This is a genomic window from Candidatus Palauibacter scopulicola, from assembly GCF_947581915.1.
Taxonomy (GTDB): Bacteria; Gemmatimonadota; Gemmatimonadetes; order Palauibacterales; family Palauibacteraceae; genus Palauibacter; species Palauibacter scopulicola.
On record NZ_CANPWG010000013.1, the window covers coordinates 49,278 to 74,726 of the forward strand.

Below are 25,449 nucleotides of genomic sequence, written 5' to 3' on the forward strand. Positions count from 1 at the left end.
GTCGATGCCGGCCGGGAGGACCGACTGTGAGACGGCGCAGGGCTCTCGAGATCCTCGGTGTGGCCGCGGGCGCGCCGCTGCTGGCGCCGGGGAGCGCGGTGGCGGAGGCCCTGGCGCTCGGGCAGCGCATCCGGTCGGTGGCGGGCCCGGTCGGCGGCGCGGCGCCCGCGACGCTCACGCCCGCGCAGGCCCGGACGGTGACGGCGCTCGCCGAGGTCATCATCCCCCGGACGGACACGCCCGGGGCGAGCGAAGCGGGCGTTACCGCATTCGTCGATGCCCTCCTGACCGGTTGGCTGGACGCGCCGGACCGCGACCGTTTCCTCGCCGGCCTGGACGAAGTGGACTCCATCGCCCGGGCGGCCCACGGCGCCGGCTTCGCCGACTGCACCCCGGCCCAGCAGACGGAACTCGTAGCGCGGCTGGACGAGGACCTCGACCGCCGCCGCCGGGATCCCGGGATCGACGAGACGCAGACCTTCTTCTACGACATGAAGCGCTTCACGCTCGCCGGCTACTTCACCTCGCGGCCCGGCCTGCGCTCGCTGGGATACCGGATCATCCCCGGCGCCTTCGAGGGGTGCGTCATCCTTGACCAGTACGGCGCCGGCGAGGGCCGTCCCGGCGGACAGCGCGGCCGGCAGAGCTGTTCCGGAGAGCAGCAGTGAGCCGCCAGGAGGTCTGGGACGCGATCGTCGTCGGCTCCGGGATCACCGGCGGCTGGGCCGCCAAGGAGCTCACCGAACTCGGCCTCCGCACGCTCGTGCTCGAGGCGGGGCCCATGATCGTCCCCGAGCGCGACTACACCGAGCACGTGCCCCCGTACCGCATGCCGTACCGCGGCTGGAACGACCGCAAGGCGCTCGCCGCCGAGCAGCCCGTGCAGCGCGAGTGCTACGCCTGCGACGAGATGGGCCGGAAGTTCTTCGTCAACGACATCGAGAACCCCTACACGACACCCGACGAGAAGCCCTTCCTCTGGATCCGGGGCCGCCAGGTCGGCGGCCGCTCGATCATGTGGGCGCGCCAGTCCTACCGTCTCAGCGATCTCGATTTCGAGGCCAACGCGCGCGACGGGATCGGGGTCGACTGGCCGATCCGCTATGCGGACCTCGCGCCGTGGTACAGCCACGTCGAAGCCTTCGCCGGCATCAGCGGCCGCCCCGAAGGCCTGCCCCAGCTGCCGGACGGCGTCTTCCTGCCGCCCATGCAGATGACGTGCGTCGAGAACGCGGTGAAGGAGGCGATCGCGCGCGACTTCGGCGACACGCGGATGATGACGATCGGGCGCACGGCCGTCCTCACACGCGACCACAAGGGACGGAGCGCCTGCCACTACTGCGGTCCCTGCCACCGCGGCTGCCGCACCCGGAGCTACTTCAGCTCGCTCAGCGCCACCCTGCCCGCCGCCGAAGCCACGGGGCGCATGACGCTGCGGCCGGACAGCGTCGTGCACAGCGTGATCTGGGACCCCGCCCGCGGCCGGGTCACGGGCGTGCGCGTCATCGACCGGCAGACGGGAGAGGACCTGGAGTTCCACGGGGAGATCGTCATGCTCGGCGCCTCGGCGCTGGAGTCGACCCGCATCCTCCTCCACTCGACCTCCGCCGACTTCCCGGACGGGCTCGCGAACTCAAGCGGCGCCCTCGGCCGCTATCTCATGGACCACACGATGAGCACCGGGGCGAAGGCGAAGTTCCCCGGCTGGGAGAACCACGGCTACACCGGCCAGCGTCCGAACGGGATCTACATCGCCCGCTTCCGGAACGTGACGGAACCCTCGCCCGACTTCATCCGAGGCTACGGCTACCAGGGGTGGTCCACCCGGCAGGGCTGGAGCCGCGGCCTCGACATGCCGGGCTTCGGCACCGACTACAAGCGCCGGCTAACCGAACCCGGCGTGTGGGAGTTCGAACTCGGCGCCTTCGGCGAGTGCCTCCCGCGCGAGGAGAACTACATCGAACTCGATCCGGAACGGGTCGATGCGTGGGGAATCCCCGCCCTCCGCATCCACTGCGAGTGGAGCGACAACGAGCGCCGGATGATGCGCGACAGCGCGGACCGCGCCGCGGAAATGCTGGAGGCCGGTGGCGGAACGGACGTCGAGTTGCTCACGGACCTCACGGCGCCGGGCCTCACGATCCACGAGATGGGGACGGCCCGCATGGGACGGGATCCGGCGACCTCCGTCCTCAACGGCTACAACCAGGCCTGGGACGCGCCGAACCTGTTCGTGATCGACGGCGCGGCCATGGCTTCATCCGCCTGTCAGAACCCGTCCCTCACCTACATGGCCCTCACCGCCCGCGCCTGCCACTACGCCGTCTGGGCAAGAAACCGCGCCGAACTCTAGCGCTCCGCAGCAAGACCTCGCTGCTGCCTTCCCAGCCACAGCGCGATCAGCAGCCACAGTCCGGCGAGCGGGACCATGGTCAGAGCCAGCGCGGAGCTTCCCAGCCCCAGCGCGCGCAGACCGGCGAACGACCACACCCCGATCTGGTCGCCCGCACGGTAGACGAACAGGTCGTTGAAGTTCTTCGCCTTGTACTTGTCGCGGCGCGGAAGGACGGTGTAGAGCACCTCCCGGGTCGGCACCGCGAGCGCGAAGTTCCCCGCCCTCCGCAGCACCTGGAACACGACGAACACCGCGAACACCGGCGCCGCTCCCAGCGCCAGGAAGCCGAGGACGCTGAGCACGGGCAGGATCCCGAGCGCCAGGCGCACGCCGAGCCACTTCAGGATGCGGCCCGTCAGGAAGAGCTGGGTGAAGAGCGTGAGGATGTTCACCGAGAGGTCGATGCGCGCGAAGACCGAGGTCCGCTCCGCTCCGGTCGCGAAGGTGCGCGAGACGATGTCCGCCTGGATGTTGTAGAGGAAGGTGGAACCGATCGTGAACAGCAGCATGAACGCGCCGATCCCGAGCAGGTAGGGCGACGCCAGCACCCGCCGGATCCCCTCCAGCGCCGACCCCCCGATCACTTCGTCCGCTTCTACTCCGTCACGCGCACCGGCCGCTGAACCCTCGACCGCTACCGGGGAGGCCGCGCAGCGCGAATCGAGCGCCTTGAGGCAGACGACCGCGCCCTCCAGCAGCAGCACCGAGAACAGGAGGAGCGTCGCGGGCGAAAGGAACCCGACCAGAAAGGCCGTGATCGCGGACCCCACGATGCCCCCCACGGTGCCGCCGACGCCGATGAGGCCGAACAGGCGGCGGCTCTGGCGCTCCCGGAAGATGTCGGTCATGAACGACCAGAAGACGGAGACCACGAACAGGTTGAAGACGCTGATCCAGACGAAGAAGGTCCGGCCGATCCACACCGAAGCGGCGCCGTCGGCCACAACCCTCAGCAGCACGAAGTAGACGAGCAGGTTCAGCATGAAGAAGCGGTACGTGAGCGTCACGAACCGCCGGCGGGTCCACCGTGACACGACCGCGGCGAAGATCGGGTGCACGAGGAGCATGGCCGTCAGCGTCCCCGTGAAGAGCCAGGGGATGTTCTCGACTCCGCCCGCGACCGCCATCTCTTCGCGGATGGGCCGGATCACGTAGTACGCCGACAGGATGAAGAAGAAATAGAGGGCCGACAGCAACACGAGCCCGGCCTCTCCAGGGCGGGCGCCCGTCAGCCGGGCGGCGAACGTGCGCGGCTCGCTCTCCGGCGGCGGCGTCATCCGGGGGAAGCTCCGGGTTGGCGCTTCATCGTGGCTCTGCTTGCCGGTAGATGGAAAAAGGGATTCTCTTCAGAGGATCCTGGAACCTAACGGTGAGAGCGAACGTGGCCAGCTTCCTGCAATCTGTCGCCGGCGCCGCCCGGCGGATCCTCAACATGCGACGGGGCGAGTTCAGGCTCGCCGTACTGTCCGCGCTTTTCTTCTTCCTCGTCCTCTGCGGCTACTTCTTCCTCCGTCCCGTGCGGGAGGCGATGGGGGTCGCCCGCGGGATGGACGACCTGCGCTGGCTCTTCGCCGTCACTTCGGTGGGCTCCCTGTTCGTGGTTCTCGTCTTCGGGGGCGTCGTGGCGCGGACGAACCGGCGGCGCTTCATCCCGATCGCGTACCTGTTCGTCATCGCCTGTCTGATCGGCTTCGCGACGCTGCTGATCCAGGACGTGCGGGCGGGCGGCGGCCTCATCGGCACCGACGCGGAGACCGGCCTCGCGCGCGGCGTCGGCTACACCTTCTACGTGTGGCTGAGCGTCATCAACCTGTTCTCGACCAGCGTATTCTGGGCCTTCATGGTCGACGTGTTCGATGTCGACCAGGGGAAGAGGATGTTCCCCTTCATCGGGATCGGGGGCACGCTGGGGGCGCTGGCCGGGGGGCGCGGCGCGAGCTTCGTCAGCGGGCTGACCGAGAGTCCGTACCTGCCCGCCGGCCTCATGCTGGTCGGGGCCGGCTGCTTCGCGCTCGCGATCGCCGTCATGCTGATCCTCGACCGCAGGGCCGGGGCGTCGGACCTCTCCCGGCTCGGAGCGGACCCGGCCGGCGGACCGGTAGCGTCGGACGGCGGGGCGTCGGACGGCCGGGCGTCGGAAACCGGACCCCGGCGACGAGGCGATGGGGGCACGCGGATCGGGGGCGGGGCGCTGGAGGGTCTGCGGGCCGTGTTCACCTCGCCCTACCTGCTCGGCGTCGGCCTCTGGGTCGTGTTCATGGCGATCTCGAACACGCTGATCTACTTCACGCAGGCGAACGTCATCCTCGGGGCCACGGACACGTTCAGCCAGCGCGTCGGGAGCTTCGCCGACTTCGACTCGCTGGCGCAGTTCGGCACCCTGCTGACGCAGATCTTCATCACGACCCACTTGATCCGGAAGCTCGGGGTCGGCTGGACGCTCGCCATCCTGCCGCTCGTCACCGTGCTCGGGTTCGTCGTGCTGGCCGTGTGGCCGATCTACGGGGTGATGATGATCTTCCAGGCCGTCCACCGCGCGACGCGCTACGCGATTTCGCGGCCGTCGCGCGAGACGCTGTTCTCGGTCGTGCCGCCCGCGGAGAAGTACAAGGGGAAGCCGATCGTCGACGTCTTCCTGTACCGGGGCGGAGACCTCGCGGGCGCCGGCATCGACAGCCTGTTCGCGATGCTCGGGCTGACGCTGGCGTGGGTCGCGATGTCCACGGCGCCGCTGGCCGGGATGTGGATCGTCCTCTCCATCGCGCTCGGGCGGGCCCAGGCACGGCGCATGGACTCCTGAGCCGCCGGTGCTGCCCGACGATCTGTTCGGTCCCGGCTCCCCGCTGCGGGTCATCGGCCACCGGGGGGCCGCGGCGTTCGCGCCGGAGAACACGCTCCCGTCCTTCGAGCACGCGGTGCGCGTGGGGGCCGACGCGGTGGAGCTCGACCTGCACCGGAGCGCGGACGGCCGCCTCATGGTCATCCACGATCCGACTCTCCCCCGCACCACCGACGGGTCGGGGGACGTCGAGGCGCTGACGCGAGACGAACTGCGCGCCTTCGACGCCGGATACCGCTTCACGACGGACCACGGGAAGACGTTTCCCTTCCGGGGAATGGGGGCTGGCGTGCCCACGCTCGAGGAGGTGCTGGAGGCGGTGGGAGACCTGCCCGTGATCGCGGAGATCAAGTCGGCGGCGGCGGGGCACGAACTGGGCGCGTGGCTGCAGCGGAGCGGGAATCGCGCGGACCGGGAGCGGATCCTGGTCGGCGGCTTCGAGCGCGCGGAGGTGGAGCTTGCGAGCCGGCACGCGCGCTGGCACTGCGCCTACCAGGACGAACTCCGCGCGTACGTCCTGCTCGGCAAGGTCGGCCTCGGCCGCCGCTTCGCCCCCGCGGGTTGCGCCGCCGCCATGCTGCCCGAACGGCAGGGTGCGCTGCGCATCGTCACGCCACGCTTCGTCCGGCGCGCCCACGCCGACGGCATGGGCGTCTTCGTGTGGACCGTGAACCATCCCGATGACATGCGGCGCCTCCTCGACTGGGGCGTTGACGGCCTCGTGAGCGACGCGCCGGGGCGGGCCCGGCGGATCCTGGACGAGCGGGACGTGCAGGGAGGCGCGGGACGACATGCCGCAGCCTGAGCCGCGGCCCCGGACGATCCTCCACGTGGACATGGACGCCTTCTATGCCGCCGTCGAGGTGCGCGAGGACCCGTCGCTGCGCGGCAAGCCCGTCATCATCGGATCCGCCCCGCGCAAGGGCCGCGGCCGTGGCGTCGTCTCGACGGCCAACTACGAGGCCCGGCGCTACGGGATCCACTCCGCGATGCCGATCTCGCAGGCGTGGCGCCGCTGCCCCGACGGCGCCTACGTGCGCCCCCGCATCGCCTTCTATGCGGAGATCTCGGGGCGCATCTTCGACATCTTCCGCTCCTTCACCGACCAGGTGGAGACGCTCTCGCTGGACGAGGCCTTCCTCGACGTGACGGCGAGCCGGCGGCTGTTCGGCACGGGACCGGAGATCGCGGCCCGCATCCGGCGGCGGATCGCCGAGGAGGAGCGGCTCACGGCCTCCGTCGGCGTCGCCTCCAACAAGTACGTGGCGAAGGTGGCGAGCGACCTCAGGAAGCCGGACGCGCTCGTCGTCGTGCCGCCGGGGACCGAACGCGAGTTCCTGGCGCCGCTCTCCGTCTCCCGGCTGTGGGGGGCGGGGCCGAAGGTGCAGGCCCGGCTCGCCCGGCTCGGCTTCAGGACGATCGGGGACGTGGCGCGCAACAAGCCCGAGTTCCTCGAGGCCTCCCTGGGCCGCAAGCTGGGGCGGCGGCTGCACGAACTCGCGAACGGCCTCGACGTGCGGCGGGTCGACCCCAGGCCGGGGCGAAAGTCGCTCGGCAAGGAGGTGACCTTCCCGCGGGACGTCGAGGACCGCGCCCGCGTCGAGCGCACCCTGCTCGCCCTCTGCGAGGGGGTCGGGCGGTCGCTGCGCCGGAAGGGGATCGCGGGGCGCACGGTGCAGTTGAAGCTGCGCTGGGACGGCTTCGAGACGCATACGCGCCAGCGGACGCTCGAGCGGCCGGCGGACATGACCGAAGCCATCTGGCCCGTCGCGCGGGAGCTGTTCCGGGAGGCCGACGATCCCCGCCGCCTCGTCCGCCTCATCGGGGTCAGCCTCTCCGGCTTCGATCATCCGCAAGACGAGCAACTCGGGCTCCTCGGCGACGACGACCCGGCCACCGCCGGCGGGGAGAGCCGGCGCGAACTGGCGAAGACGATGGATGTCGTGGCGGACCGCTTCGGCCGCGATGCGCTGAAGCGGGCCGCCCTTCTCGATTCCAACGTGCGAGGCACGTAGCGCGACGCACAGCGAGGCACACGACCATGCAGGCATTTCCGATTCCACCGGCCTCCGGGCGCGGCATCCTCTGGTTCTTCATCATCATCATCGTCGTCCTCAGCGGCGTGACGCTCATGCTGGGCTGGGCGGCCTGGTCCACGCGGAACAGCCGGGCCGAGGTGTCGCCGGCCGGCCTGAAGCTGGTGGGAGACCTCTGGGGGCGGACGATCCCCCTCGACCGGCTCGAACTGGACGACGCCCGGATCGTGGACCTGCGCGGCGAGCCCGATCTCGTCCCCCGCCGGCGCACCATGGGGACGGCGCTCGGAGGCTACTCGGCGGGATGGTTCCGGCTCCGCGGCGGGGAGAAGGCGCTCCTCTACCTCACGGACCGCCGGAGGGTGGTGTACATTCCCACGCTCGACGGATACTCGCTCCTCGTCAGCCAGGACGACCCCCGGCGCTTTCTGGACGCGCTCCACGAGACGGCCGGCAACACCACCGAAGGAGAGTGACCACGGATGCTCCCGACACGGGCTGAGGCGCTCGCGATCGTCCACGAATACACCGAGAGTCCCGGACTCCGGCGCCACATGCTGGCGGTCGAGGCCGCCATGCGCGCCTACGCGCGGAAGTACGGCGAGGACGAGGACCGGTGGGGCGTGGCGGGGCTGCTGCACGATTTCGACTACGAGCGCTGGCCCAACCACGACCACGCGCCCGATGCGGAGCACCCCTCGACCGGGGTCGCCATCCTCCGAGAGAAGGGGGTGGATGAGGACATCCTCGAGACGATCATGGCCCACGCGGACTACACGGAGGTCGAGGCAACGACACGGATGTCGAAGACGCTCCGGGCCGTGGACGAACTCACCGGCTTCATCACCGCCTGCGCGCTCGTGCGGCCCACGCGGCTCGCCGGCATGAAGACGCGGTCGGTGAGAAAGAAGATGAAGGACAAGGCGTTCGCCGCCGCGATCAGCCGCGACGAGATGCTGGAGAATTGCGCGGAACTGGGCGAAGACATGGGCGAGCACATCGCCTTCGTCATCGCCGCCATGCAGCTTGCGGCGGAAGATCTCGGTCTGAACGGTCCGGGGGGAGCATGACCACGACAACGATCATCATGATGATCCTCATCCTCGGATTCGTCTGGGGAGGACTCGCCGTCCTCGCGTCGATCGCCTGGCGCAAGGAAGGCGCCAAGCGGGGCGGAGAGAGCTAGCCGCCCGAGTGAGCCCGCAAATGAGGGGAAGGCGCCGCGGGGGACGGACCCTCCTGCTGACGCTGGCCGCGCTGGCGGCCGGGTCGTGCTTCCTCCCCATCCCCCGCGCGATGCGCCCGCCCGAGCCGGTCGGCGCCGATTCGGCGGCCCTGGATCCCGCCCAACGGGATTCGATCGCACAGGCCGAGCGTGAGACCGCGCGACAGGATTCGATCGTGAGGGCCGAGCTCGAGGCCGCCCGGCGGGATTCGATCGCACGGGCCGAGCGGGAGGCGGCGCGCCGGGATTCGATCGCACGAGCCGAGCGGGCCGCGGCCGCGCGCCGCGACTCGATCCTCCAGGCCGAGCGAGCCGCCGCGGTCCGGGACTCGCTGGAGGCGGCCCGGCGCGACTCGCTGACCGCCGCCGCCCGCCGCGACTCGCTGGCCGCCATCGAGACGGCCCGGGCCGCGGTCGAAGCCGAACTGGCGGAACTCCGCGAATCGGGCCCCGCGTACGTCGCCGTCGACGAGGCGCCGCGCCTCGTGTGGGACACCGATGCCGAAGCCGCGCTCGCGACGACCCTGCTTCCCGTGATCCGCGCCGAGGGACTCGACGCCGACATCGCGGCTTCCATCTGGCTTCTCGTGCGGACCGATGGGCGAGTCGAGGCGACCGCGATCCAGGTCTCATCCGGCGACCAGGCCTTCGACGCGGCGGCCGTGCGCGCGGCCCGCGCGCTGCTCTTCGCCCCCGCCCTCCGCGACGGTCGCCCCGCCCCCGTCTGGGTCCTGCGCGAGATCTCGCTTCTCATGCGGTAGCCGGGGGCTGCGATCCGTCGTCCAACCGAATAGCTTGCGCGCCCGATGCCACGCCGCGACGACATCTCCTCGATTCTTCTCATAGGTTCCGGCCCGATCGTGATCGGCCAGGCCTGCGAGTTCGACTACTCCGGGACCCAGGCCTGCCGGGCGCTCCGCGAGGAGGGATATCGAGTCATCCTCGTGAACTCGAATCCCGCCACGATCATGACGGACCCGGACATCGCCGACGCGACCTACATCGAGCCGCTGACGGCCGACTGGGTCGCGCGGGTCATCGAGGCGGAGAAGCCCGACGCCCTCATTCCGACGATGGGCGGCCAGACGGCGCTCAACGTCGCGCTCGAACTCGCCGAACGCGGGGTGCTCGACGAGCACGGCGTGGAGCTGATCGGCGCCGACGTCCGGGCGATCCAGCTCGCCGAGGACCGGGAGCAGTTCGCCGAGGCGATGCAGCGTATCGGGCTCGAACTGCCGGCGGGGGGCTTCGCCCGCTCGCTCGACGAGGCGCTCACGCTGGTCGCGGACACGGGATTCCCCGCCATCATCCGGCCGTCCTTCACCCTCGGCGGCACCGGCGGCAGCACCGCCTACAACCGCGAGGAGTTCGAGGACCTCGTCCGCTCCGGCATCCGCTCGTCACCGATCGGAGAGGTGCTCATCGACCGCAGCATCATCGGCTGGAAAGAGTTCGAACTCGAGGTGATGCGGGACCAGGCGGACAACGTCGTCATCGTCTGCTCGATCGAGAACTTCGACGCCATGGGCGTGCACACGGGCGATTCGATCACCGTCGCGCCGGCGCTCACCCTCTCGGACCGCGAGTACCAGGCCATGCGGGATGCGGCCATCGCCTGCATCCGAGAGATCGGCGTGGACGCGGGCGGCTGCAACATCCAGTTCGCCGTGCACCCCACGACGGGCCAGATGCTCGTCATCGAGATGAACCCGCGCGTGTCCCGGAGTTCGGCCCTCGCCTCGAAGGCGACCGGGTTCCCGATCGCACGCATCGGCGCCAAGCTCGCGGTCGGCTACCGCCTCGACGAGATCCCGAACGCGATCACTCAGGTGACGCCCTCCTGCTTCGAGCCCGTGCTCGACTACATGGTCGTCAAGATCCCGCGCTTCGCGTTCGAGAAGTTCCCCAAGGCGGACGCCACGCTGGGCGTGCAGATGAAGGCCGTGGGCGAGGTGATGGCGATCGGCCGCACGTTCCAGCAGGCGTGGCTGAAAGGCTTCCGCGCGCTCGAGAACGGTCGGTCGGGGTGGCTCCCCTCCCCGGACCCGGACGCGGATCGCCTCGAGGACGACGCCGTCGACACGGTGCGGGCCGCGATCCGCACCGCGACGCCGGAGCGCCCCTTCCAGCTCTACCGCGCCTTCCAGGCGGGCCTCTCCGTGGACGAGATCAACCGAATCACCGGCATCGACCCCTGGTTCCTCTCCCAGCTCGAGGAACTCGTGCGCGAGGGCCAGGCCTTCGCGGCCGCCGCCGAGGTCACGCCGGAGGACGTCGCACGGTTGAAGCGGATCGGCTTCGGCGACGCGGAGATGGGACAGTTGCGCGGAATCCCGGAGGCCGAGGTGCGCGACGTCCGCCACGCCCAGGGGCTCCGGCCCGTCTACAAGACGGTCGACACCTGCGCGGGCGAGTTCCCCGCCGCTACGCCCTACCTCTACTCGACCTACGAGGACGAGAACGAATCCGAGCGCTCGGACCGGCGGAAGATCATCATCCTCGGCAGCGGCCCGAACCGCATCGGACAGGGCATCGAGTTCGACTACTGCTGCGTCTCCGCCTCGCTCGCGCTGCGCGACGAAGGGTTCGAGACGATCATGATCAACTCGAATCCCGAGACGGTCTCCACCGACTTCGACATCTCGAACAAGCTCTACTTCGAGCCGCTCACGGTGGAGGACGTGCTCGCGGTCGTCGAGCAGGAGAAGCCGGAGGGCGTCATCGTCCAGTTCGGGGGACAGACGCCGCTGACGATCGCGCGCAAGCTCGAGCAACTCGGCGTCCCCATCCTCGGGACGAGCGTCGAGTCGATCGACCGCACCGAGGACCGCCGCCGCTTCGACGAACTCTGCCGCGAACTCGGGGTGCCGATGCCGCCGGGCGGGACCGCGACCGGCATCGACGAGGCGCTGGAGATCGCGGAGGACATCGGGTATCCCGTCCTCGTTCGGCCCAGCTACGTGCTCGGCGGCCGCGCCATGGAAATCGTCTACGATCCGGTCTCGCTGCGGGAGTACTTCGCGCGCGCCGTGCAGGCCTCTCCGGAACATCCCGTGCTCCTGGACCGCTTCCTCGAGGACGCCTTCGAGGCGGATGTCGACGCGGTGTGCGACGGGGAGACCGTCCTCATCGGCGGCATCATGCAGCACATCGAGGATGCCGGCGTCCACTCCGGCGACTCCGCCTGCGTCCTGCCGCCCTACCTCCTGCGCGACGTCGACATGGAGGCCATGCGCCGCTTCACGCGGGACTTCGCCCTCGCGCTCGACGTCCGGGGCCTCATCAACGTGCAGTTCGCCGTGCACGAAAAGACCGTCTACGTGCTCGAGGTGAACCCGCGCGCGAGCCGCACGGTGCCGTTCGTCAGCAAGGCGACGGGGGTGCCCCTCGCGCGGGTGGCCGCGCGCGTGCTGGCGGGCGTGAAGCTCGCCGACCTCGGACTCGGGGACGAACTCGTCCCGCACCAGGTCTCCGTGAAGGAAGCGGTGCTCCCCTTCGACAAGATCCCGGATGCGGACACCGTGCTCGGGCCCGAGATGCGGTCCACGGGCGAGGTCATGGGATATGCGGACAGCTTCGGGCTCGCGTTCGCGAAGTCCCAGATCTCCGTCTGCCAGGGGCTGCCGACGGAGGGGGCCGTCGCGATCACCGTGCACGACCAGGACAAGCCGAACATGGTCCCGATCGCGCGCCGCTTCCACGAACTGGGCTTCACGGTCTTCGCCACGGAGGGGACGGCCCGGTACCTGCGCGGCCGCGGCGTGCCCTGCGAACGCATTCTGAAGGTGCACGAGGGACGCCCGAACCTCCTCGACCGCATCGTCTCGGGCGACGTCCAACTGCTCCTGAACACCCCGCTCGGCAAGCACGCCCAATACGACGACTACATGATCCGCCGCGCCGCCGTCTCCCGCCGCGTGCCCTACACGACGACGCTCTCCGCGGCATCCGCGGCCGCCGACGCGATCATCGCCCTTCGCCACCGCCGGCACACGGTCCACAGCCTCCAGGCACGCTAACCCCGCTCCGTCTGACGTTCCCGCGGGAACGTCTCGCCGCGCACGGTAACGCCGCTTCCGGCGGGCGGCGGCCCACTTTCCGACGCGGGCCGTCCGCGCGTATGCTACGGGGTGATTTTGCCTCTCGGTCCCTTTTCCCCGGGTGCCTCAATGGGTAAAACGAGCTACCGAACACTGGCATTGGCGCTGGTCGCCCTCCTCGCCGCGCCCTCGGCGCCGGCGGCCGCGCAGGGCCTCTCCGACGAAGAACTGGCGTCCCTCGTGGCCCGGGCGGAAGCGGGCGTGCTCGAGCGCGCCAAGCTCGCCCAGGTCATGGTCGACAAGATCTTCTCCTTCTCCGAACTGGGGCAGCAGGAGATCGAGACCTCGGCCTACATCACCGGGATCCTCGAGGAGAACGGCTTCACGGTCGAGTACGCGCCCGTGGGCATCCCGACCGCCTGGTTCGCACGCTGGGGCAGCGGGTCGCCGGTCATCTCCTTCGGGTCCGACATCGACGGCATCCCGAAGGCCAACCAGAAGCCCGGCGTCGCCTATCACGATCCCCTGATTCCGGGCGCGCCCGGCCACGGCGAAGGCCACAACTCCGGACAGGCCGTGAACGTGGTGGCCGCGCTCGCGCTGAAGGACGTCATGGAGGCCGAGGGCATCGAGGGCACGCTCGTGCTCTGGCCCGGGGTCGCCGAGGAGCAGTTGGGCTCCAAGGCCTGGTACGTGCGGGACGGCTATCTCGAGGACATCGACGTCACCCTCTTCACGCACGTGGGCAGCAACCTGGCGGTGAACTGGGGCCAGGGGAGCGGCACCGGGCTCGTCTCCGTGGAGTTCACCTTCGAGGGCGAGGCCGCCCACGGCGCGGGCGCTCCCTGGCGGGGCCGCAGCGCGCTCGACGCGGTCGAGTTGATGAACGTGGCCTGGAACTTCCGGCGCGAGCACCTCCGACCCGACCAGCGCTCTCACTACGTGATCAGCGACGGCGGTGACCAGCCGAACGTCGTGCCGCCGAGCGCTTCGGTCTGGTACTTCATCCGCGAGATGGACTACGAGGACATCAAGCGCAACTTCGACACCGCCATCCGCATCGCGGAAGGCGCGGCGTTGATGACCGACACCGAGATGTCGTACCGGATCATCGGCGCCGCCTGGCCCCGCCACTTCAACAGGGTGGTGGCCGAAACGATGTACGAACACATCGAGGAGGTCGGGCTTCCGGAGTGGACCGAGGACGACCACGACTTCGCGAGCGCCGTGCAGAAATCGGTGGGAAGCGTCCCGTCGGGGATGCCGATCGCCCTCTCGCCCCTGGGCGAGCCGGGGCCGCGCCGGAGCGGCGGATCCGACGACATCGGCGACATCTCGTGGAACGTGCCCACGGTGACATTGCGTTTCCCGTCGAACGTGCCGGGGCTGCCGGGCCACCACTGGTCGAGCGCCATGGCGATGGCCACCCCGATCGCGCACAAGGGCGCGGTCGCCGGCGCGCGCGTCATGGCCCGGACCGCGCTCCAGCTCTTCGCCCAGCCGGAACTCGTCGACGAGGCCTGGACCTACTTCCGGGAAGAACAGACCTCGAGCGTGGAGTACGTGCCCTTCATCGGCCCGGACGACCCGCCCCCGATCGACCTCAACCGGGAGATCATGGACACGTTCCGTCCGCTCCTGGAGCCGTACTACTATGACGAGACGCGCTTCGACACTTATCTTGATCAACTGGGGATCAAGTACCCCACGCTGACGCGGCCGGCTTCCGCGGAAGACCGGCAGGTTTCCCGCGAACCGAACTGAGCTGACCGAGGACTTTCACAGCCGGAGTTTTCCGATGATCGACGCGAGCCGCAGACTCCTCGCCACAGCCGCCGCCATGCTGCTCGTGGTGACCCTGGTTGGCGCGGGCGGCCCTCCGGTGGCCGTCACGGAGCCGGTCGACGCACCGATGGGCGCAGCGGCCGAGGACGAGCCCACCGAGGTAGGCTGGCGCCTCCTGGCCAGTCTCAACTACCGCACCGGCGAGCCGAGCGAGGAGCTGGCGGCGCTCGCGGGCAAGCTCGTCAAGATCCCCGGCTTCACGGTGCCGCTCGAAGACTGGGCGTCTTCGGCGACGGAGTTCCTCCTCGTGCCCTACGTCGGCGCCTGCATCCACACGCCGCCGCCGCCGCCCAACCAGCTCGTCTACATCGAGATGGAAGAGGGCAAGCGGGCGACGTTGGACGGGTGGAACCCGGTGTGGGTCGAGGGCGTGCTCGAGATCGAACTGACGGAGAGCGTATACGGTTACGTCGGCTTTACCCTCTCCGGCCAGCAGGTCTATCCGTACGGTCCTTGACCCGTGATGCGGCCGGCACGCATTGACTAGATGAGCCTTGCAATCGACGTCCGCGGCCTGCGCTTCCGTTACGGCAACGGCCCCTGGATCCTGGACATCGGCGAGCTGACCCTCGAGCGGGGGACGCGCGCCTTCCTCTTCGGTCCCAGCGGGAGCGGCAAGACCACGCTGCTCGGCGTGCTGGCGGGGGTCCTGGCAGCGACGGAGGGCGAGGTCCGGGTGCTCGGCGAGGACCTCGCGGCGCTCTCGGGCGCCAAGCGGGACGCCTTCCGGGCGGAGCACATCGGCTACGTCTTCCAGATGTTCAACCTCATCCCCTACCTGTCGGTGCTCGACAACATCGCGCTCCCGGCGCGCATGGACGCGAAACGTCGGGCCCGGCTGGACGGCGCCGGCGTGAAGGAAACCGCCGCGCTGCTGGCGGATCATCTTCATATCGGCGACCTGCTGAAGAAGCCGGTGACGGAACTCTCCGTGGGCCAGCAGCAGCGGGTGGCCGCCTGCCGAGCGCTCATCGGATCGCCCGAGATCATCGTCGCCGATGAACCCACATCCTCCCTGGACTTCGACCGCCGGGAGGCCTTCCTCCGGTTGCTTTTCCAGGAGTGCGAGCGCGCCGGCTCCACGCTGGTGTTCGTGAGCCACGACCGCACCCTGGAGGGCATGTTCTCCCGCACCATCTCGCTCCCCGACATCAACAAGGCGGCCTTCTGATGCTCGTGTTCGACCTCGCCCTCAAGTCGCTTCGCAATCGCGCCTTCAGCACCTCGCTCACGGTGGGCTCCATCGCCCTCAGCTTCGCCCTCCTGATCGGCGTCGAGAACGTGCGCGTGGGCATGCGGGAGAGCTTCTCGAACACGATCAGCCAGACCGACCTGATCGTGGGCACCAAGGGCGGCACGATTCAGTTGCTGCTGTATTCGGTCTTCGGCATGGGAGCGCCGACGGAGAACGTGTCGTGGGAGGCCTACAGGGAGTGGGCGGAGCACCCGGCGGTCGAGTGGACGATCCCCTACAGCCTGGGGGACAGCCACCGGGGGTTCCGGGTCGTCGGCACGAACGAGGACTTCTATCGCCACTACCGCTACCGGGGGGGTCAGGAGATCGCGCTGGCGGAGGGACGGCCGAACGCCGACCTGTTCGACGTGACCCTGGGCGCGGACGTGGCGGCCGAGTTGAACTACGCGCTCGGCGACGAGGTTTCGGTGACGCACGGGATCGGCGAAGTGGGCTTCCTGACGCACGACCACATGCCCTTCACCGTCGTGGGCATCCTCGACAAGACGTTCACGCCCGTCGACCGCGCCCTCTACGTGACCCTCGAGGGCATGGAGGCGATCCACTGGGAGGACGGCGAGCCGCCGGCGCCGGGCGAGGAGCACGACCACGACCACGAGGAGGAGGCAGAGGCGGCCCACGACGAAGACGAGCACGCCCACGACGAAGAAGAGCACGCCCACGACGAAGAAGACGACCGCGCCCACGACGACGACCACGATCACGACGAGGAGGCCGAGGCGGCCCACGACGAAGACGCCCACGACCATGACGAAGACGACCACGCGCACGACGACGAGGCCGAGGCGGCCGCCGCGGACGATGGCCAGGCGCACGCGGACGACGGCCACGCCCACGCGGCGGACATCTCCATCGAGGATGTCGAAGTCAGGCAGGTGACCTCGTTCTTCGTGGGCACGACCGACCGCCGGGACGTGCTCCAGTTGCAGCGCGACATCAACGACTTCGAGGATGAACCGATGATGGCCGTGCTCCCCGGGGTCGCCCTGAACGAGATGTGGCAGGGCCTGGGCTACGCCGAGACCGGCCTCCGGCTGGTGGCCATCTTCGTCGTCCTGGTGGGGCTGCTGGGGATGCTGGTCTCACTCTACACGTCGCTCAACGAGCGGCGGCGGGAGATGGCGGTCCTGCGCGCGGTCGGAGCCCGGCCGAACCGGATTCTCGGCCTGCTGGTGCTCGAGTCCGTGTGCCTGGCCACGGCGGGGGCGCTGGCGGGACTCGCGCTGGTGTACGGGCTGCTCGCGGCCGGGCAGTCGATTGTCGAGGCGCAGGTGGGGCTCTTCATCCCGATCCGGCCGCCCGGCCCCGTCGAGTTGCTTCTCCTCGGCGCCGTGGTGATGGCCGGATTCCTGATGGGCTTCGTGCCCGCGTTCAAGGCCTACCGCACCGCCCTCCACGACGGATTGGCCGTGCGGGTGTAGCAGGCCCTCAACGCGCCTTCGCCACGGGCTGCCGGCTCAGCTCGCGGCGCGGGCGGGCTCTTCCACGTGCGCGTAGGCGTCGTGCTCGTGGATCGACTCGAAGTTGACCACGTGGACGCTGAACCAGGTCACCTGGTGCAGCGCGCGGAGACGGAGCGTCACCTCCCGGACCAGGTCCTCGACGAAGCGCGGATTGTCGTACGCCTGCTCGGTGACCCACTTCTCGTCGGCCCGCTTCAGCACCGGATAGAGCTCGCACGAGGCCGATGCGTCCACCAGCGCCACGATGTCCTCGATCCATAGCCGCCCCGTGAAGCGCGTCTTGACGGTGACGACACCGCGCTGGTTGTGCGCCCCGCGCGCGCTGATCTCCCGGGAACACGGACACAGCGTGGTCACGGGGATCTTGACCGTGAGGATGAAGTCGTCCTCCGCGCCGCTGGATGCGTCGAAGGCGCAGTCATACGACAGCAGGCCCGCCGCGCCCGTTACGGGCGCTTCCTTCTCCATGAAGTAGGGGAAGGAGATGCCGAGGTGTGCGGTCTCGGCGTTGAGACGCTCGCGCATCGTGCGCAGGATGGCGGGCAGCGCTTCGACCGAGATCTCATCATCGTACGAATTGAGGATCTCCATGAAGCGGCTCATGTGGGTCCCCTTGAAGGCGTGGGGAAGGTCCACGGACATGTCGATGTTGGCGATCGTGTGCTGGGCCGTCTTGCGGCGGTCCCGCACCGAGATGGGGAAGCGGACGTTCTGTACGCCCACCCGACTGATCGGCACCCTGCGCGTGTCGGGGTGGGCCTGCACGTCGGCCAGCGGGGCCGCTTCGAGCATGTTCGTCATATGTCGTCAACCTCATCGGGTTCATGGCGTCCAACCGGGTTCCGCGAGCCGCCCAACCTAGTGAAAAGCCGGTGCGACGGCCCATATTCGGGCCATGGACATTTCATCGAAAGGGTCGGGCGCCGTCGTCGCGCGTATCGGCATCGTCTCGGTTTCGGACCGTGCCGCCCGAGGCGAGTACGAGGACCGGGGCGGTCCGGCGGTCAAGGCGTATCTCAGTGACGTCCTCACCTCGCCCTGGGAGGCGGACGCGCGCGTCATCCCCGACGAGCCGGAGCTGATCGAGGCGACGCTCGTCGAACTGGTCGACGAGGCCGGGTGTTGCCTGGTCATCGCCACCGGCGGCACCGGGCCCGCCCCGCGCGACGTCACGCCGGAGGCGACCGCCGCGGTGCTGGAGAAGGAACTCGTCGGGTTCGGCGAAGCCATGCGCGCGGTGTCCCGTCCCCACGTGCCGACCGCGATCCTCTCGCGCCAGACGGCGGGGGTACGGGGTTCGGCGCTGATCATCACCCTCCCGGGGTCGCCCAAGGCCGTGGCCGAATGTCTCGACGCGGTCTTCGCGGCGGTGCCCGACTGCGTCGACCTCATCGGCGGGCCCCGCCTGGAGACGGATCCGGACAGGGTGGAGGCATACCGCCCGCACTGATCCGACGACGCGCCTAGCGGTCCGCCGGGACTGCCTTTGCACCCCCTTGTTGCATAATTATTCGTCATTTTGTATATTTTATGAATCTCTTGGACGAGTCCCCCCCACGGTCATTTCAGGATCGACGCATGAATACACGCACGAAGAAGAACGTGAAGCGGGTCGCCCTGGCGTACTCCGGCGGCCTCGACACATCGGTGATGGTCACCTGGCTGAAGGAGAACTACGACTGCGAAGTGGTCGCGGCCGTGGTGGACGTCGGACAGCGGGAAGATTTCGAAGAAATCCGCGAAAAGGCGCTGGCGACGGGGGCCATCGCGTGCCGCGTCGTCGACCTCCGCCAGCGGTTCCTCACCGAGTGTGCGTTTCCGGCGCTCAAGGCGGGGGCCGTGTACGAGGGCCGCTACCTGCTCGGGACTTCGCTCGCCCGCCCCGTGATCGCGGCGGCCCAGGTCGAGGTCGCGCGGGAGTTCGACTGCGACGCCGTCGCGCACGGCTGCACCGGAAAGGGCAACGACCAGGTCCGCTTCGAACTCGCCTACCAGGCGCTCGCTCCGGACCTGACGGTCATCGCCCCCTGGCGGGAGTGGGAGATCACGTCGCGTGAGGACGCCTTCGCGTATGCCGCGGAGCGCGGCATCCCGGTGCCGGGCAGCCCCCGGAAGCTCTACAGCATCGACCGGAACCTGTGGCACACCTCGTTCGAGGGCGGCATCCTCGAGGATCCGACCGCCGCCACGCCGGACGAGTTGCGGGAACTGACGGTGGACCCGGCCGCGGCGCCGGACACGCCCGAGGACGTCACGATATCGTTCGAGCGCGGCGTGCCGGTGGCGCTCAACGGCGAAGCGCTCGACCCGGTGGCGCTCGTCCAGCGCCTTAACGAGACGGCCGGGGCGCACGGCGTGGGGCGGGTCGACCTGGTGGAGAACCGGCTCGTGGGCATGAAGAGCCGCGGCGTGTACGAGACGCCGGCGGGGACCGTCCTGCTCGCCGCGCTCGCCGACCTGGAGGCGCTCACGCTGGACCGGGACACGGCGGGCTTCAAGCGCGGCATCGCCGACCGGTACGGCGAACTCGTCTACCAGGGTCTCTGGTTCTCGCCGCTGCGGGCCGCCCTCGACGCCTTCCTCGACGAGGCGCACGCCATGTCGACCGGAGAGGTGACCGTGCGGCTGTTCAAGGGTTCCGCCATGCCCGTGGCGCGCGCGTCCCGCTTCTCGCTGTACCGGGAAGATCTCGCCACGTTCGAGGAGGACTCGGTCTACGATCAGGCCGACGCGGGCGGGTTCGTCCGCCTGTGGGGGCTGCCCTCGAGTCTCGCCGCGAGGGTGCGGGCGCGGGCGGCGGGCGACGGCCGGGATTGGGCCGCGAACGCCTCCGTCGAGACCGTCCGAACCTCGTCGAAGCCCATGCAGCGGCCCGGGCGGGCGGTGGCGTCCGGCTCAGGCTGAGCCCCTCCCATGCCGGACGATGTGCTCTGATGCCGGATGACATGCTCTGGGGAGGACGCTTCGAGGCGCCCGTGCATCCGGCGATCCAGGAATTCACGAACTCGCTGCCGTTCGACCGCCGGCTGGTCCGGCACGACCTTCTCGCGAGCCTCGCGCACGCCCGCATGCTGCGCGAGACGGAGATCCTCTCCCGGAGCGACAGCGATCTGATCCTGTCCGGCCTGTCGGAAATCCTCCGGGAGGTGGAGACCGGCGAACTCGAGGTCGAAGGCCCGGACGAGGATGTGCACACGTGGATCGAACGCACGCTCGTCGAGCGCGTGGGGGATGCCGGCAAGCGGCTCCACGCCGCGCGGAGCCGGAACGATCAGACGGCGGTCGCGCTGCGGCTGTACGTGCGCGAACGCCTGGAGGACATCCTCTCCGGCATCGCCGGTCTGCAGCGCGTGCTGACCGGCCAGGCCGCTTCGTTCCGCGAGACCTTCCTGCCGGGCTACACGCACCTCCAGCGGGGGCAGCCGGTGAGCCTCGCGCACCACCTGCTCGCCCACGTGGCCGCGCTCGCCGCGGACGCGGCACGGCTCCGGGCGGCTCACCGGCAGGCGGGCGTGTCGCCGCTCGGCGCCGGGGCGCTCGCCGGCACGTCGTTCCCGATCGATCCGGCCCGAAGCGCCGCTCTGCTCGGGCTGGACCGCACCTTCGCCAACAGCATGCACATCGTCGGCGACCGCGACTACGTGCTGGACGCGGCCTACGCGTGCGCCGTGCTCTCGGTGCACCTGTCGCGCTGGGCGGACGAGATCGTGCTCTGGTCCACGCGGGAGTTCGGGTTCATCGAACTCGACGACTCCGTGGCGCAGGGCAGCAGCATCATGCCGCAGAAGAAGAACCCCGAGGCGGCCGAGATCCTGCGCGGAAAATCGGCCCGGGCGATCGGGAACGTGACGGCGCTGCTCGCACTGATGAAGGGTCTCCCGCTCACCTTCAACAGCGACTTTCAGGAAGACAAGGAACGCCTGTTCGACACGCTCGACACGGCGGACTGGTCCCTCGCCGCAGCGATTGCGGTCGCGCGGGGTGTGAATTATCGGACGGACGCGATGGAGGCCGCGCTCGCGGGCGGGATGCTGACCGCCACCGAGCTCGCCGACCATCTCGTCCGCCGCGGCGTCCCGTTTCGGAGGGCGCACCACCAGGCGGGAGAGGCGGTACGGATGGCTGAAGAACGCGGCGTGGAACTATGGGACCTGGACGTTGAGACGCTGAGGGCCTGCTGTCCGTCCGCGGGTGACGACGTGCACGACGCGCTGAGGCCGGATGCCGCCGTCGCCGCGCACGATTCGCCCGGCGGGCCAGCCCCGGGGCGCGTGCTCGAGCAGTTGCAGGAGGTCGACCGCGAGGTGGGGGCGCTCGAATCCTGGCTCGACGCGCGCACCGATCCGCCCATCCGGCGCGCCCACCTCGAGGAACGGCTGCTGGACGCGGTGCTCGCATGACGCGCGAGCGCCGCAGGACCCGCGAGCGGGCGATCCTTCACATCATCGGCAGCCGGCCGATCCGGAGCCAGATCGAACTCGTGGCGGCGCTCGCGCGAGAGGGGATCTCGACCACCCAGACGACGCTGTCGCGGGACCTCCGGCGCCTCGGCATCGTGAAGCGGTCCGACTCCGGCGGCCCCCGGTATCACCGCCTGGGGCGGGACACAACGCCGCCCTCCCCCCAGCGCATGCTGGCGGCGACGCTGAGCGAGTTGGCGCTGAACATCGGCCCGGGCAACGCGCTATTCGCCATCCGCACCCTGAGCGGCTGCGCCAACGCCGTCGCGATCGCCCTCGACGAGGCGGACCTCGATGGCGTCCTCGCGACGGTGGCCGGAGACGACACGATCCTCGTCCTGTGCCGCGACGCGGAGGCCCGGTCCACCCTCGTCAACGACCTGAGATCCCTCGCCCAGCTCTAGCGGGCGCCGCTCACTATGGGGCGGCCGGGGTAGACGCCCGGGACGAGTTCGCCGTCGCGAACCACGGCGATGCCTTCAACCAGCAGGTAGTGGACGCCCTCGGAGGGGGCCGCCGGGTCGGCGTACGTCGCGCGGTCGATGATCGTCTCCGGATCGAACACGACGATGTCCGCGTCGGCGTCGATCTGGACCCTGCCCTTCCGCGCCATCACCGGGGCGAAGCCCTCGACCCGCTGCGCCGGCAGGATCGTCATCTTCGCGAGCGCGTCCATCAGGCTCAGCGCGCCGCGCTCCCGCACGTAGTGTCCGAGCACCCGCGAATAGGTGCCGGCGCCGCGCGGGTGGATCGCCTGGTACAGGTACGGGATCCCATCGCTGGCCACGATCACGTCGGGCTGTGCGACGATCCACTCGTTCGTCTCCTCGCTTCTCCCGTGGATCACGACCCAGCCGCCCTCCTCCCGGTAGCGCCGGAAGCTCTCCGCGTTCAGCCGCTCCGGCGTCCCCGACCACTGCAGGCGACCGTATTCCTCGTCGGTGCCGCCCTCCCACGGGTCGAACAGGGCCGATTCGATGCGCGTCGAGCCGGCGGTATAGGGATAGGACTCCGTCGTGATGTCGATCCCCCGGTCGCGCGCCCCGCGGATCATCTCCAGCGTCAGGCGCGCCAACTCATCGGCGCTCGAGTTCATGTGGACGATGTGGAGCGAGGCCCCGGTCGCAAGCGCGTTCGCGATCACCTCCTGGAAGGCCCCGAGCGTGCCGCCCGAGTTCTCCCCCCGGATGTGGACGTAGGCCGGCGCCCCCTGCGCGGCCGCGAGCTGGAAGACGCGGTAGATCTCCGTCCTCGAGGCGCCCGGCGTGTACGTGATGCCGAACCCGATCCCGAGCCCGCCCTCCTCCAGGCCCGACGCGATGAGGCCGTTCAGTTCGAGCATCTGGTCGTCGTCGATCGCTCCGTAGACCGCATCGAACTCGAAGGGGCTGGGTTCGCCCGGCGGCGTCATCACCGAGTGGCCGACATCGAAGCCCGCGATCAGCTTCGTGCGCGCGCCCGGGTGGCTCACCGTCGCCCCGAAGTGGATGGGCGCCGTCCCCTCGCGGGATGCGACCCATTCGGCCACAGGGTACACGCCGATCTCCATCTCGAGCGCCGTCGTCACGCCGTCGAGCGCCTGGAGCTTCGCGCTCACTGTGTCCTGTCCGTGCGCGTGCAGGTCGATGAAGCCGGGTGCGACGACGAGGCCGGTGGCGTCGATCGTGTCCCGCCCCGCGAGGCCCCCTTCGGCGATGGCCGCGATGCGTCCGCCGGCGACCGCGACATCGTGCACGGCGTCGAGTCGCGTCTCCGGGTCCATGACGCGGCCGCCGAGGATGACGAGGTCCGCGACCCCTTCCGCCCCGGCGGCCGCGTCCCCGGTTCCGGGGGAACGCTCGGGCGACGCGCACGCCGCGAAGGCGAAGGCCGCCAGCGACGCCGCTCGGAACTTCCCGCGGTTGTCGATCTTCATGCGACTACCTTTCCGGGGTTCATGAGGCCCTTCGGGTCGAGCGCCTCTTTGATCGAACGCATGGCGTCGACGGCCTCTCCGTGCTGCGCCCGCATGTAGGGGACCTTCCCGTAGCCAACCCCGTGTTCGCCGGTGCAGGTGCCCCCGACCGAGATCGCCTGCTCGATCATGCGTGCGTTCACCCGCTTCGCGCGCGCCATCTCCTCCTCATCCTCCGGGTCGATGATGAAGAGAACGTGGAAGTTGCCGTCTCCCGCGTGCGCGACGATCGGCGCCAGCAGCCCCTCCGCGTCGATGTCCTCGCGGGTCTTGAGCAGACAGTCGGCGAGCGAGGAGATCGGGACGCAGACGTCCGTCGCCCACCCCCGGGCTCCGGGACGGAGGGCGAGCGACGCGTAGTAGGCCTCGTGCCGCGCCGCCCACAGCCGGGAGCGGTCCTCGGCCCGCGTGGCCCACTCGAAATCAGTCCCGCCGAGTTCCTTCGCGATGAGACCGACTTCGGTCGACTGCTCCTCTACGCCGGCGGCCGACCCGTGGAACTCGAAGAAGAGCGTGGGGCGCACCGGGTAGTCGAAGTCGGAATACCGGTTCACCGCGTCCATCTGCACGTCGTCGAGGAGTTCGACGCGCGCGACCGGCACGCCGCTCTGGATCGTGTAGATGACCGCATCCACCGCGGCGGCCAGCGTCGGGAAAGAGCACACCGCCGACGCAATCGCCTCCGGGATGCCGTGCAGCCGCAGCAGGACTTCGGTGATGATCCCGATCGTGCCCTCGGAGCCGAGGAAGAGCCGGGTGAGGTCGTAGCCGGCGGAGGATTTGCGGGCGCGCCCGCCGGTGCGGATCACGGTCCCGTCCGGGAGCACGACGGTGAGGCCGAGCACGTTCTCGCGCATCGTGCCGTAGCGGACCGTGGTCGTCCCGGAGGCGCCGGTGGCGGCCATCCCGCCCAGGCTCGCGTCCGCGCCGGGGTCGATGGGGAAGAAGAGGCCCGTTCCCTTCAGGTGCTGATCCAGCGCCTTGCGGGTCATCCCCGCCTCGACGCGGCAGTCCATGTCCTCGGGGTTGAGTTCGATGAGGCGCGCGAGGCCGCTCGTCGCGATCGTGACCCCGCCCTGCCGCGCGGCGACATGCCCCTCCAGCGAGGTGCCGGCCCCGAAACCGATCATGGGGATGGCGTGCCGGTGGCAGGCGCGCACGGCGGCGGAGACCTCGGCGGTGGAGTCCGGGAAGACGACCGCGTCGGGCGGCTCGTTCGCGTGGAACGACTCGCCCTCGCCGTGCTGGCGGCGCATCGCCTCGGCCGTCGTGAACCGGTCGCCGAACGTCCGTTCAAGTTCGTTCTCGAGCGCTTGCGGGAGCGGGGACCGTTTCGTGTGCGCGATCGTGCTCATGCCGGACGTTGCCGCCGGGGCCCGTCCCGCGTCAATCGCCCCGGGGACGGCGATTCCGGGCGCGGTCCCTTGACCGGCGTGTACGCCGCCCGGACTTTGCCCCCATGGACATGCGTGGAGTGATGCTCTTTCTGCATCTGATCGGGCTGGCGCTGTGGTTCGGCGTCACCTTCTCGCTCGCGATCCTCGGCGTCCGGGCCAACAAGACCGGCGACCGGAACGTGATCGCGTTCATCTATCGCGCCGGCCACCGGCTGCTCAGGGGCCCCGGCCTCATCGGGATGCTGCTGACCACGATCTCCGGCTTCGGCCTCGCCGGGCTCGGCGGATACGGCGTCTTCCGGCTCACGCCGCACTGGCAGTTTCAGATGCAGGTGCTGGGGCTCATCGCCTTTGCGCTCGCGGTCGCGGTCCAGATCCCCAACTCGGGACGGCTCGCGCGGGCGGCCGAGGCCTCGGCCAACGCGGGGGAGGCCAGCGCGTCGTTCGTGAAGTTCCGGAAGACGAACGCGATCGTCGCCTCGATCAACGGCGCCCTCATCCTGATCGTCACGCTGCTGGGCGCCATCCGCCCGATGTAGC

Annotated in this window: 23 protein-coding genes; 19 read left to right on the forward strand and 4 right to left on the reverse strand. The window is 69.8% G+C overall.

What is annotated here, in order from left to right; all coding sequences use genetic code 11:
* The first annotated feature begins 26 nt into the window (after window positions 1-26).
* Window positions 27-668: a gluconate 2-dehydrogenase subunit 3 family protein gene (locus RN743_RS02595; RefSeq protein ID WP_310775956.1), complete on the forward strand. Its 642-nt coding sequence runs from the start codon at window positions 27-29 to the stop codon at window positions 666-668.
* Window positions 665-2,353 carry a GMC family oxidoreductase gene (locus tag RN743_RS02600; RefSeq protein ID WP_310775958.1) on the forward strand — a complete coding sequence of 563 codons (1,689 nt, stop codon included), beginning with the start codon at window positions 665-667 and terminating at the stop codon, window positions 2,351-2,353. The genes RN743_RS02595 and RN743_RS02600 overlap by 4 nt, the downstream gene beginning before the upstream one ends.
* Here the strand turns inward: RN743_RS02600 and RN743_RS02605 are convergent.
* Complete coding sequence (locus RN743_RS02605; protein ID WP_310775960.1) at window positions 2,350-3,672, reverse strand: hypothetical protein; 1,323 nt, start codon at window positions 3,670-3,672, stop codon at window positions 2,350-2,352. The two genes, RN743_RS02600 and RN743_RS02605, sit on opposite strands and share 4 nt — an antisense overlap.
* A 92-nt stretch (window positions 3,673-3,764) precedes the next feature.
* Here RN743_RS02605 and RN743_RS02610 point away from each other — a divergent pair, with 92 nt between their 5' ends.
* From RN743_RS02610 to RN743_RS02665, 12 genes are all read left to right on the forward strand, one after another.
* Complete coding sequence (locus RN743_RS02610; RefSeq protein ID WP_310775962.1) at window positions 3,765-5,195, forward strand: hypothetical protein; 1,431 nt, start codon at window positions 3,765-3,767, stop codon at window positions 5,193-5,195.
* 7 nt (window positions 5,196-5,202) lie between these two features.
* Entirely contained in the window at window positions 5,203-6,039 is an 837-nt protein-coding gene (locus tag RN743_RS02615) for a glycerophosphodiester phosphodiesterase (RefSeq protein ID WP_310775964.1), read from the forward strand.
* On the forward strand, window positions 6,026-7,249 hold the full coding sequence (gene dinB, locus RN743_RS02620) for a DNA polymerase IV (protein WP_310775966.1): 1,224 nt from the start codon (window positions 6,026-6,028) through the stop codon (window positions 7,247-7,249). The genes RN743_RS02615 and dinB overlap by 14 nt, the downstream gene beginning before the upstream one ends.
* A gap of 26 nt (window positions 7,250-7,275) precedes the next feature.
* A complete protein-coding gene (locus tag RN743_RS02625; protein ID WP_310775968.1) occupies window positions 7,276-7,746 on the forward strand; it encodes a PH domain-containing protein in 471 nt (156 codons plus the stop codon).
* 6 nt (window positions 7,747-7,752) lie between these two features.
* Window positions 7,753-8,340 (forward strand): HDIG domain-containing metalloprotein, encoded by a 588-nt coding sequence (locus tag RN743_RS02630; RefSeq protein ID WP_310775970.1) that lies wholly within the window; start codon window positions 7,753-7,755, stop codon window positions 8,338-8,340.
* Window positions 8,337-8,456, forward strand: coding sequence for a methionine/alanine import family NSS transporter small subunit (locus tag RN743_RS02635; protein ID WP_310755446.1), 120 nt, complete (start codon window positions 8,337-8,339; stop codon window positions 8,454-8,456). Before RN743_RS02630 ends, RN743_RS02635 begins: the two co-directional genes overlap by 4 nt.
* 20 nt (window positions 8,457-8,476) lie before the next feature.
* The gene (locus RN743_RS02640; protein ID WP_310775972.1) at window positions 8,477-9,256 is read left to right on the forward strand and encodes a TonB family protein; all 780 of its coding nucleotides are present in this window, start codon (window positions 8,477-8,479) and stop codon (window positions 9,254-9,256) included.
* 45 nt (window positions 9,257-9,301) lie between these two features.
* Window positions 9,302-12,514, forward strand: a complete 3,213-nt coding sequence (gene carB / locus RN743_RS02645; protein ID WP_310775974.1) for a carbamoyl-phosphate synthase large subunit — start codon at window positions 9,302-9,304, stop codon at window positions 12,512-12,514.
* A gap of 150 nt (window positions 12,515-12,664) precedes the next feature.
* Window positions 12,665-14,299, forward strand: coding sequence for an amidohydrolase (locus tag RN743_RS02650; RefSeq protein ID WP_310775976.1), 1,635 nt, complete (start codon window positions 12,665-12,667; stop codon window positions 14,297-14,299).
* A gap of 34 nt (window positions 14,300-14,333) precedes the next feature.
* The gene (locus tag RN743_RS02655) at window positions 14,334-14,837 is read left to right on the forward strand and encodes a DUF3299 domain-containing protein (protein ID WP_310775978.1); all 504 of its coding nucleotides are present in this window, start codon (window positions 14,334-14,336) and stop codon (window positions 14,835-14,837) included.
* A 30-nt stretch (window positions 14,838-14,867) separates the two neighbouring features.
* Window positions 14,868-15,551 carry an ABC transporter ATP-binding protein gene (locus tag RN743_RS02660; protein WP_310775980.1) on the forward strand — a complete coding sequence of 228 codons (684 nt, stop codon included), beginning with the start codon at window positions 14,868-14,870 and terminating at the stop codon, window positions 15,549-15,551.
* Window positions 15,551-17,056: an ABC transporter permease gene (locus RN743_RS02665; RefSeq protein WP_310775982.1), complete on the forward strand. Its 1,506-nt coding sequence runs from the start codon at window positions 15,551-15,553 to the stop codon at window positions 17,054-17,056. The genes RN743_RS02660 and RN743_RS02665 overlap by 1 nt, the downstream gene beginning before the upstream one ends.
* 36 nt (window positions 17,057-17,092) lie before the next feature.
* On the opposite strand, the gene folE2 is transcribed toward RN743_RS02665, so the two are convergent.
* Complete coding sequence (gene folE2 / locus RN743_RS02670; protein ID WP_310775984.1) at window positions 17,093-17,899, reverse strand: GTP cyclohydrolase FolE2; 807 nt, start codon at window positions 17,897-17,899, stop codon at window positions 17,093-17,095.
* Window positions 17,900-17,993: 94 nt separating this feature from the next.
* On the opposite strand from folE2, the gene mog reads away from it, so the two are divergent.
* From mog to RN743_RS02690, 4 genes are all read left to right on the forward strand, one after another.
* Entirely contained in the window at window positions 17,994-18,548 is a 555-nt protein-coding gene (gene mog / locus RN743_RS02675; RefSeq protein WP_310775986.1) for a molybdopterin adenylyltransferase, read from the forward strand.
* Window positions 18,549-18,676: 128 nt separating this feature from the next.
* On the forward strand, window positions 18,677-20,002 hold the full coding sequence (locus RN743_RS02680; protein WP_310775988.1) for an argininosuccinate synthase: 1,326 nt from the start codon (window positions 18,677-18,679) through the stop codon (window positions 20,000-20,002).
* 29 nt (window positions 20,003-20,031) lie between these two features.
* The gene (gene argH, locus RN743_RS02685) at window positions 20,032-21,498 is read left to right on the forward strand and encodes an argininosuccinate lyase (RefSeq protein ID WP_310775990.1); all 1,467 of its coding nucleotides are present in this window, start codon (window positions 20,032-20,034) and stop codon (window positions 21,496-21,498) included.
* Window positions 21,495-21,962 (forward strand): hypothetical protein, encoded by a 468-nt coding sequence (locus RN743_RS02690; protein WP_310775992.1) that lies wholly within the window; start codon window positions 21,495-21,497, stop codon window positions 21,960-21,962. The genes argH and RN743_RS02690 overlap by 4 nt, the downstream gene beginning before the upstream one ends.
* Here the strand turns inward: RN743_RS02690 and RN743_RS02695 are convergent.
* Both RN743_RS02695 and RN743_RS02700 read right to left on the reverse strand, forming a co-directional pair.
* The gene (locus tag RN743_RS02695) at window positions 21,959-23,473 is read right to left on the reverse strand and encodes an amidohydrolase family protein (RefSeq protein WP_310775994.1); all 1,515 of its coding nucleotides are present in this window, start codon (window positions 23,471-23,473) and stop codon (window positions 21,959-21,961) included. The genes RN743_RS02690 and RN743_RS02695 overlap by 4 nt on opposite strands.
* Window positions 23,470-24,867, reverse strand: coding sequence for an FAD-linked oxidase C-terminal domain-containing protein (locus RN743_RS02700; RefSeq protein ID WP_310775996.1), 1,398 nt, complete (start codon window positions 24,865-24,867; stop codon window positions 23,470-23,472). Before RN743_RS02700 ends, RN743_RS02695 begins: the two co-directional genes overlap by 4 nt.
* 104 nt (window positions 24,868-24,971) lie before the next feature.
* Here RN743_RS02700 and RN743_RS02705 point away from each other — a divergent pair, with 104 nt between their 5' ends.
* On the forward strand, window positions 24,972-25,448 hold the full coding sequence (locus RN743_RS02705; protein ID WP_310775998.1) for a DUF2269 family protein: 477 nt from the start codon (window positions 24,972-24,974) through the stop codon (window positions 25,446-25,448).
* The last annotated feature ends 1 nt before the right edge of the window (window position 25,449 follow it).

Coding starts and splice junctions, on each gene's coding strand:
- RN743_RS02605 (WP_310775960.1), bottom strand. CDS start 3,672: ATGACGCCGCCGCCGGAGAGCGAGCCGCGCACGTTCGCCGCCCGGCTG.
- dinB (WP_310775966.1), top strand. CDS start 6,026: ATGCCGCAGCCTGAGCCGCGGCCCCGGACGATCCTCCACGTGGACATG.
- RN743_RS02625 (WP_310775968.1), top strand. CDS start 7,276: ATGCAGGCATTTCCGATTCCACCGGCCTCCGGGCGCGGCATCCTCTGG.
- RN743_RS02630 (WP_310775970.1), top strand. CDS start 7,753: ATGCTCCCGACACGGGCTGAGGCGCTCGCGATCGTCCACGAATACACC.
- RN743_RS02635 (WP_310755446.1), top strand. CDS start 8,337: ATGACCACGACAACGATCATCATGATGATCCTCATCCTCGGATTCGTC.
- RN743_RS02640 (WP_310775972.1), top strand. CDS start 8,477: ATGAGGGGAAGGCGCCGCGGGGGACGGACCCTCCTGCTGACGCTGGCC.
- carB (WP_310775974.1), top strand. CDS start 9,302: ATGCCACGCCGCGACGACATCTCCTCGATTCTTCTCATAGGTTCCGGC.
- RN743_RS02650 (WP_310775976.1), top strand. CDS start 12,665: ATGGGTAAAACGAGCTACCGAACACTGGCATTGGCGCTGGTCGCCCTC.
- RN743_RS02655 (WP_310775978.1), top strand. CDS start 14,334: ATGATCGACGCGAGCCGCAGACTCCTCGCCACAGCCGCCGCCATGCTG.
- RN743_RS02660 (WP_310775980.1), top strand. CDS start 14,868: ATGAGCCTTGCAATCGACGTCCGCGGCCTGCGCTTCCGTTACGGCAAC.
- RN743_RS02665 (WP_310775982.1), top strand. CDS start 15,551: ATGCTCGTGTTCGACCTCGCCCTCAAGTCGCTTCGCAATCGCGCCTTC.
- folE2 (WP_310775984.1), bottom strand. CDS start 17,899: ATGACGAACATGCTCGAAGCGGCCCCGCTGGCCGACGTGCAGGCCCAC.
- mog (WP_310775986.1), top strand. CDS start 17,994: ATGGACATTTCATCGAAAGGGTCGGGCGCCGTCGTCGCGCGTATCGGC.
- RN743_RS02680 (WP_310775988.1), top strand. CDS start 18,677: ATGAATACACGCACGAAGAAGAACGTGAAGCGGGTCGCCCTGGCGTAC.
- argH (WP_310775990.1), top strand. CDS start 20,032: ATGCCGGATGACATGCTCTGGGGAGGACGCTTCGAGGCGCCCGTGCAT.
- RN743_RS02690 (WP_310775992.1), top strand. CDS start 21,495: ATGACGCGCGAGCGCCGCAGGACCCGCGAGCGGGCGATCCTTCACATC.
- RN743_RS02695 (WP_310775994.1), bottom strand. CDS start 23,473: ATGAAGATCGACAACCGCGGGAAGTTCCGAGCGGCGTCGCTGGCGGCC.
- RN743_RS02700 (WP_310775996.1), bottom strand. CDS start 24,867: ATGAGCACGATCGCGCACACGAAACGGTCCCCGCTCCCGCAAGCGCTC.
- RN743_RS02705 (WP_310775998.1), top strand. CDS start 24,972: ATGGACATGCGTGGAGTGATGCTCTTTCTGCATCTGATCGGGCTGGCG.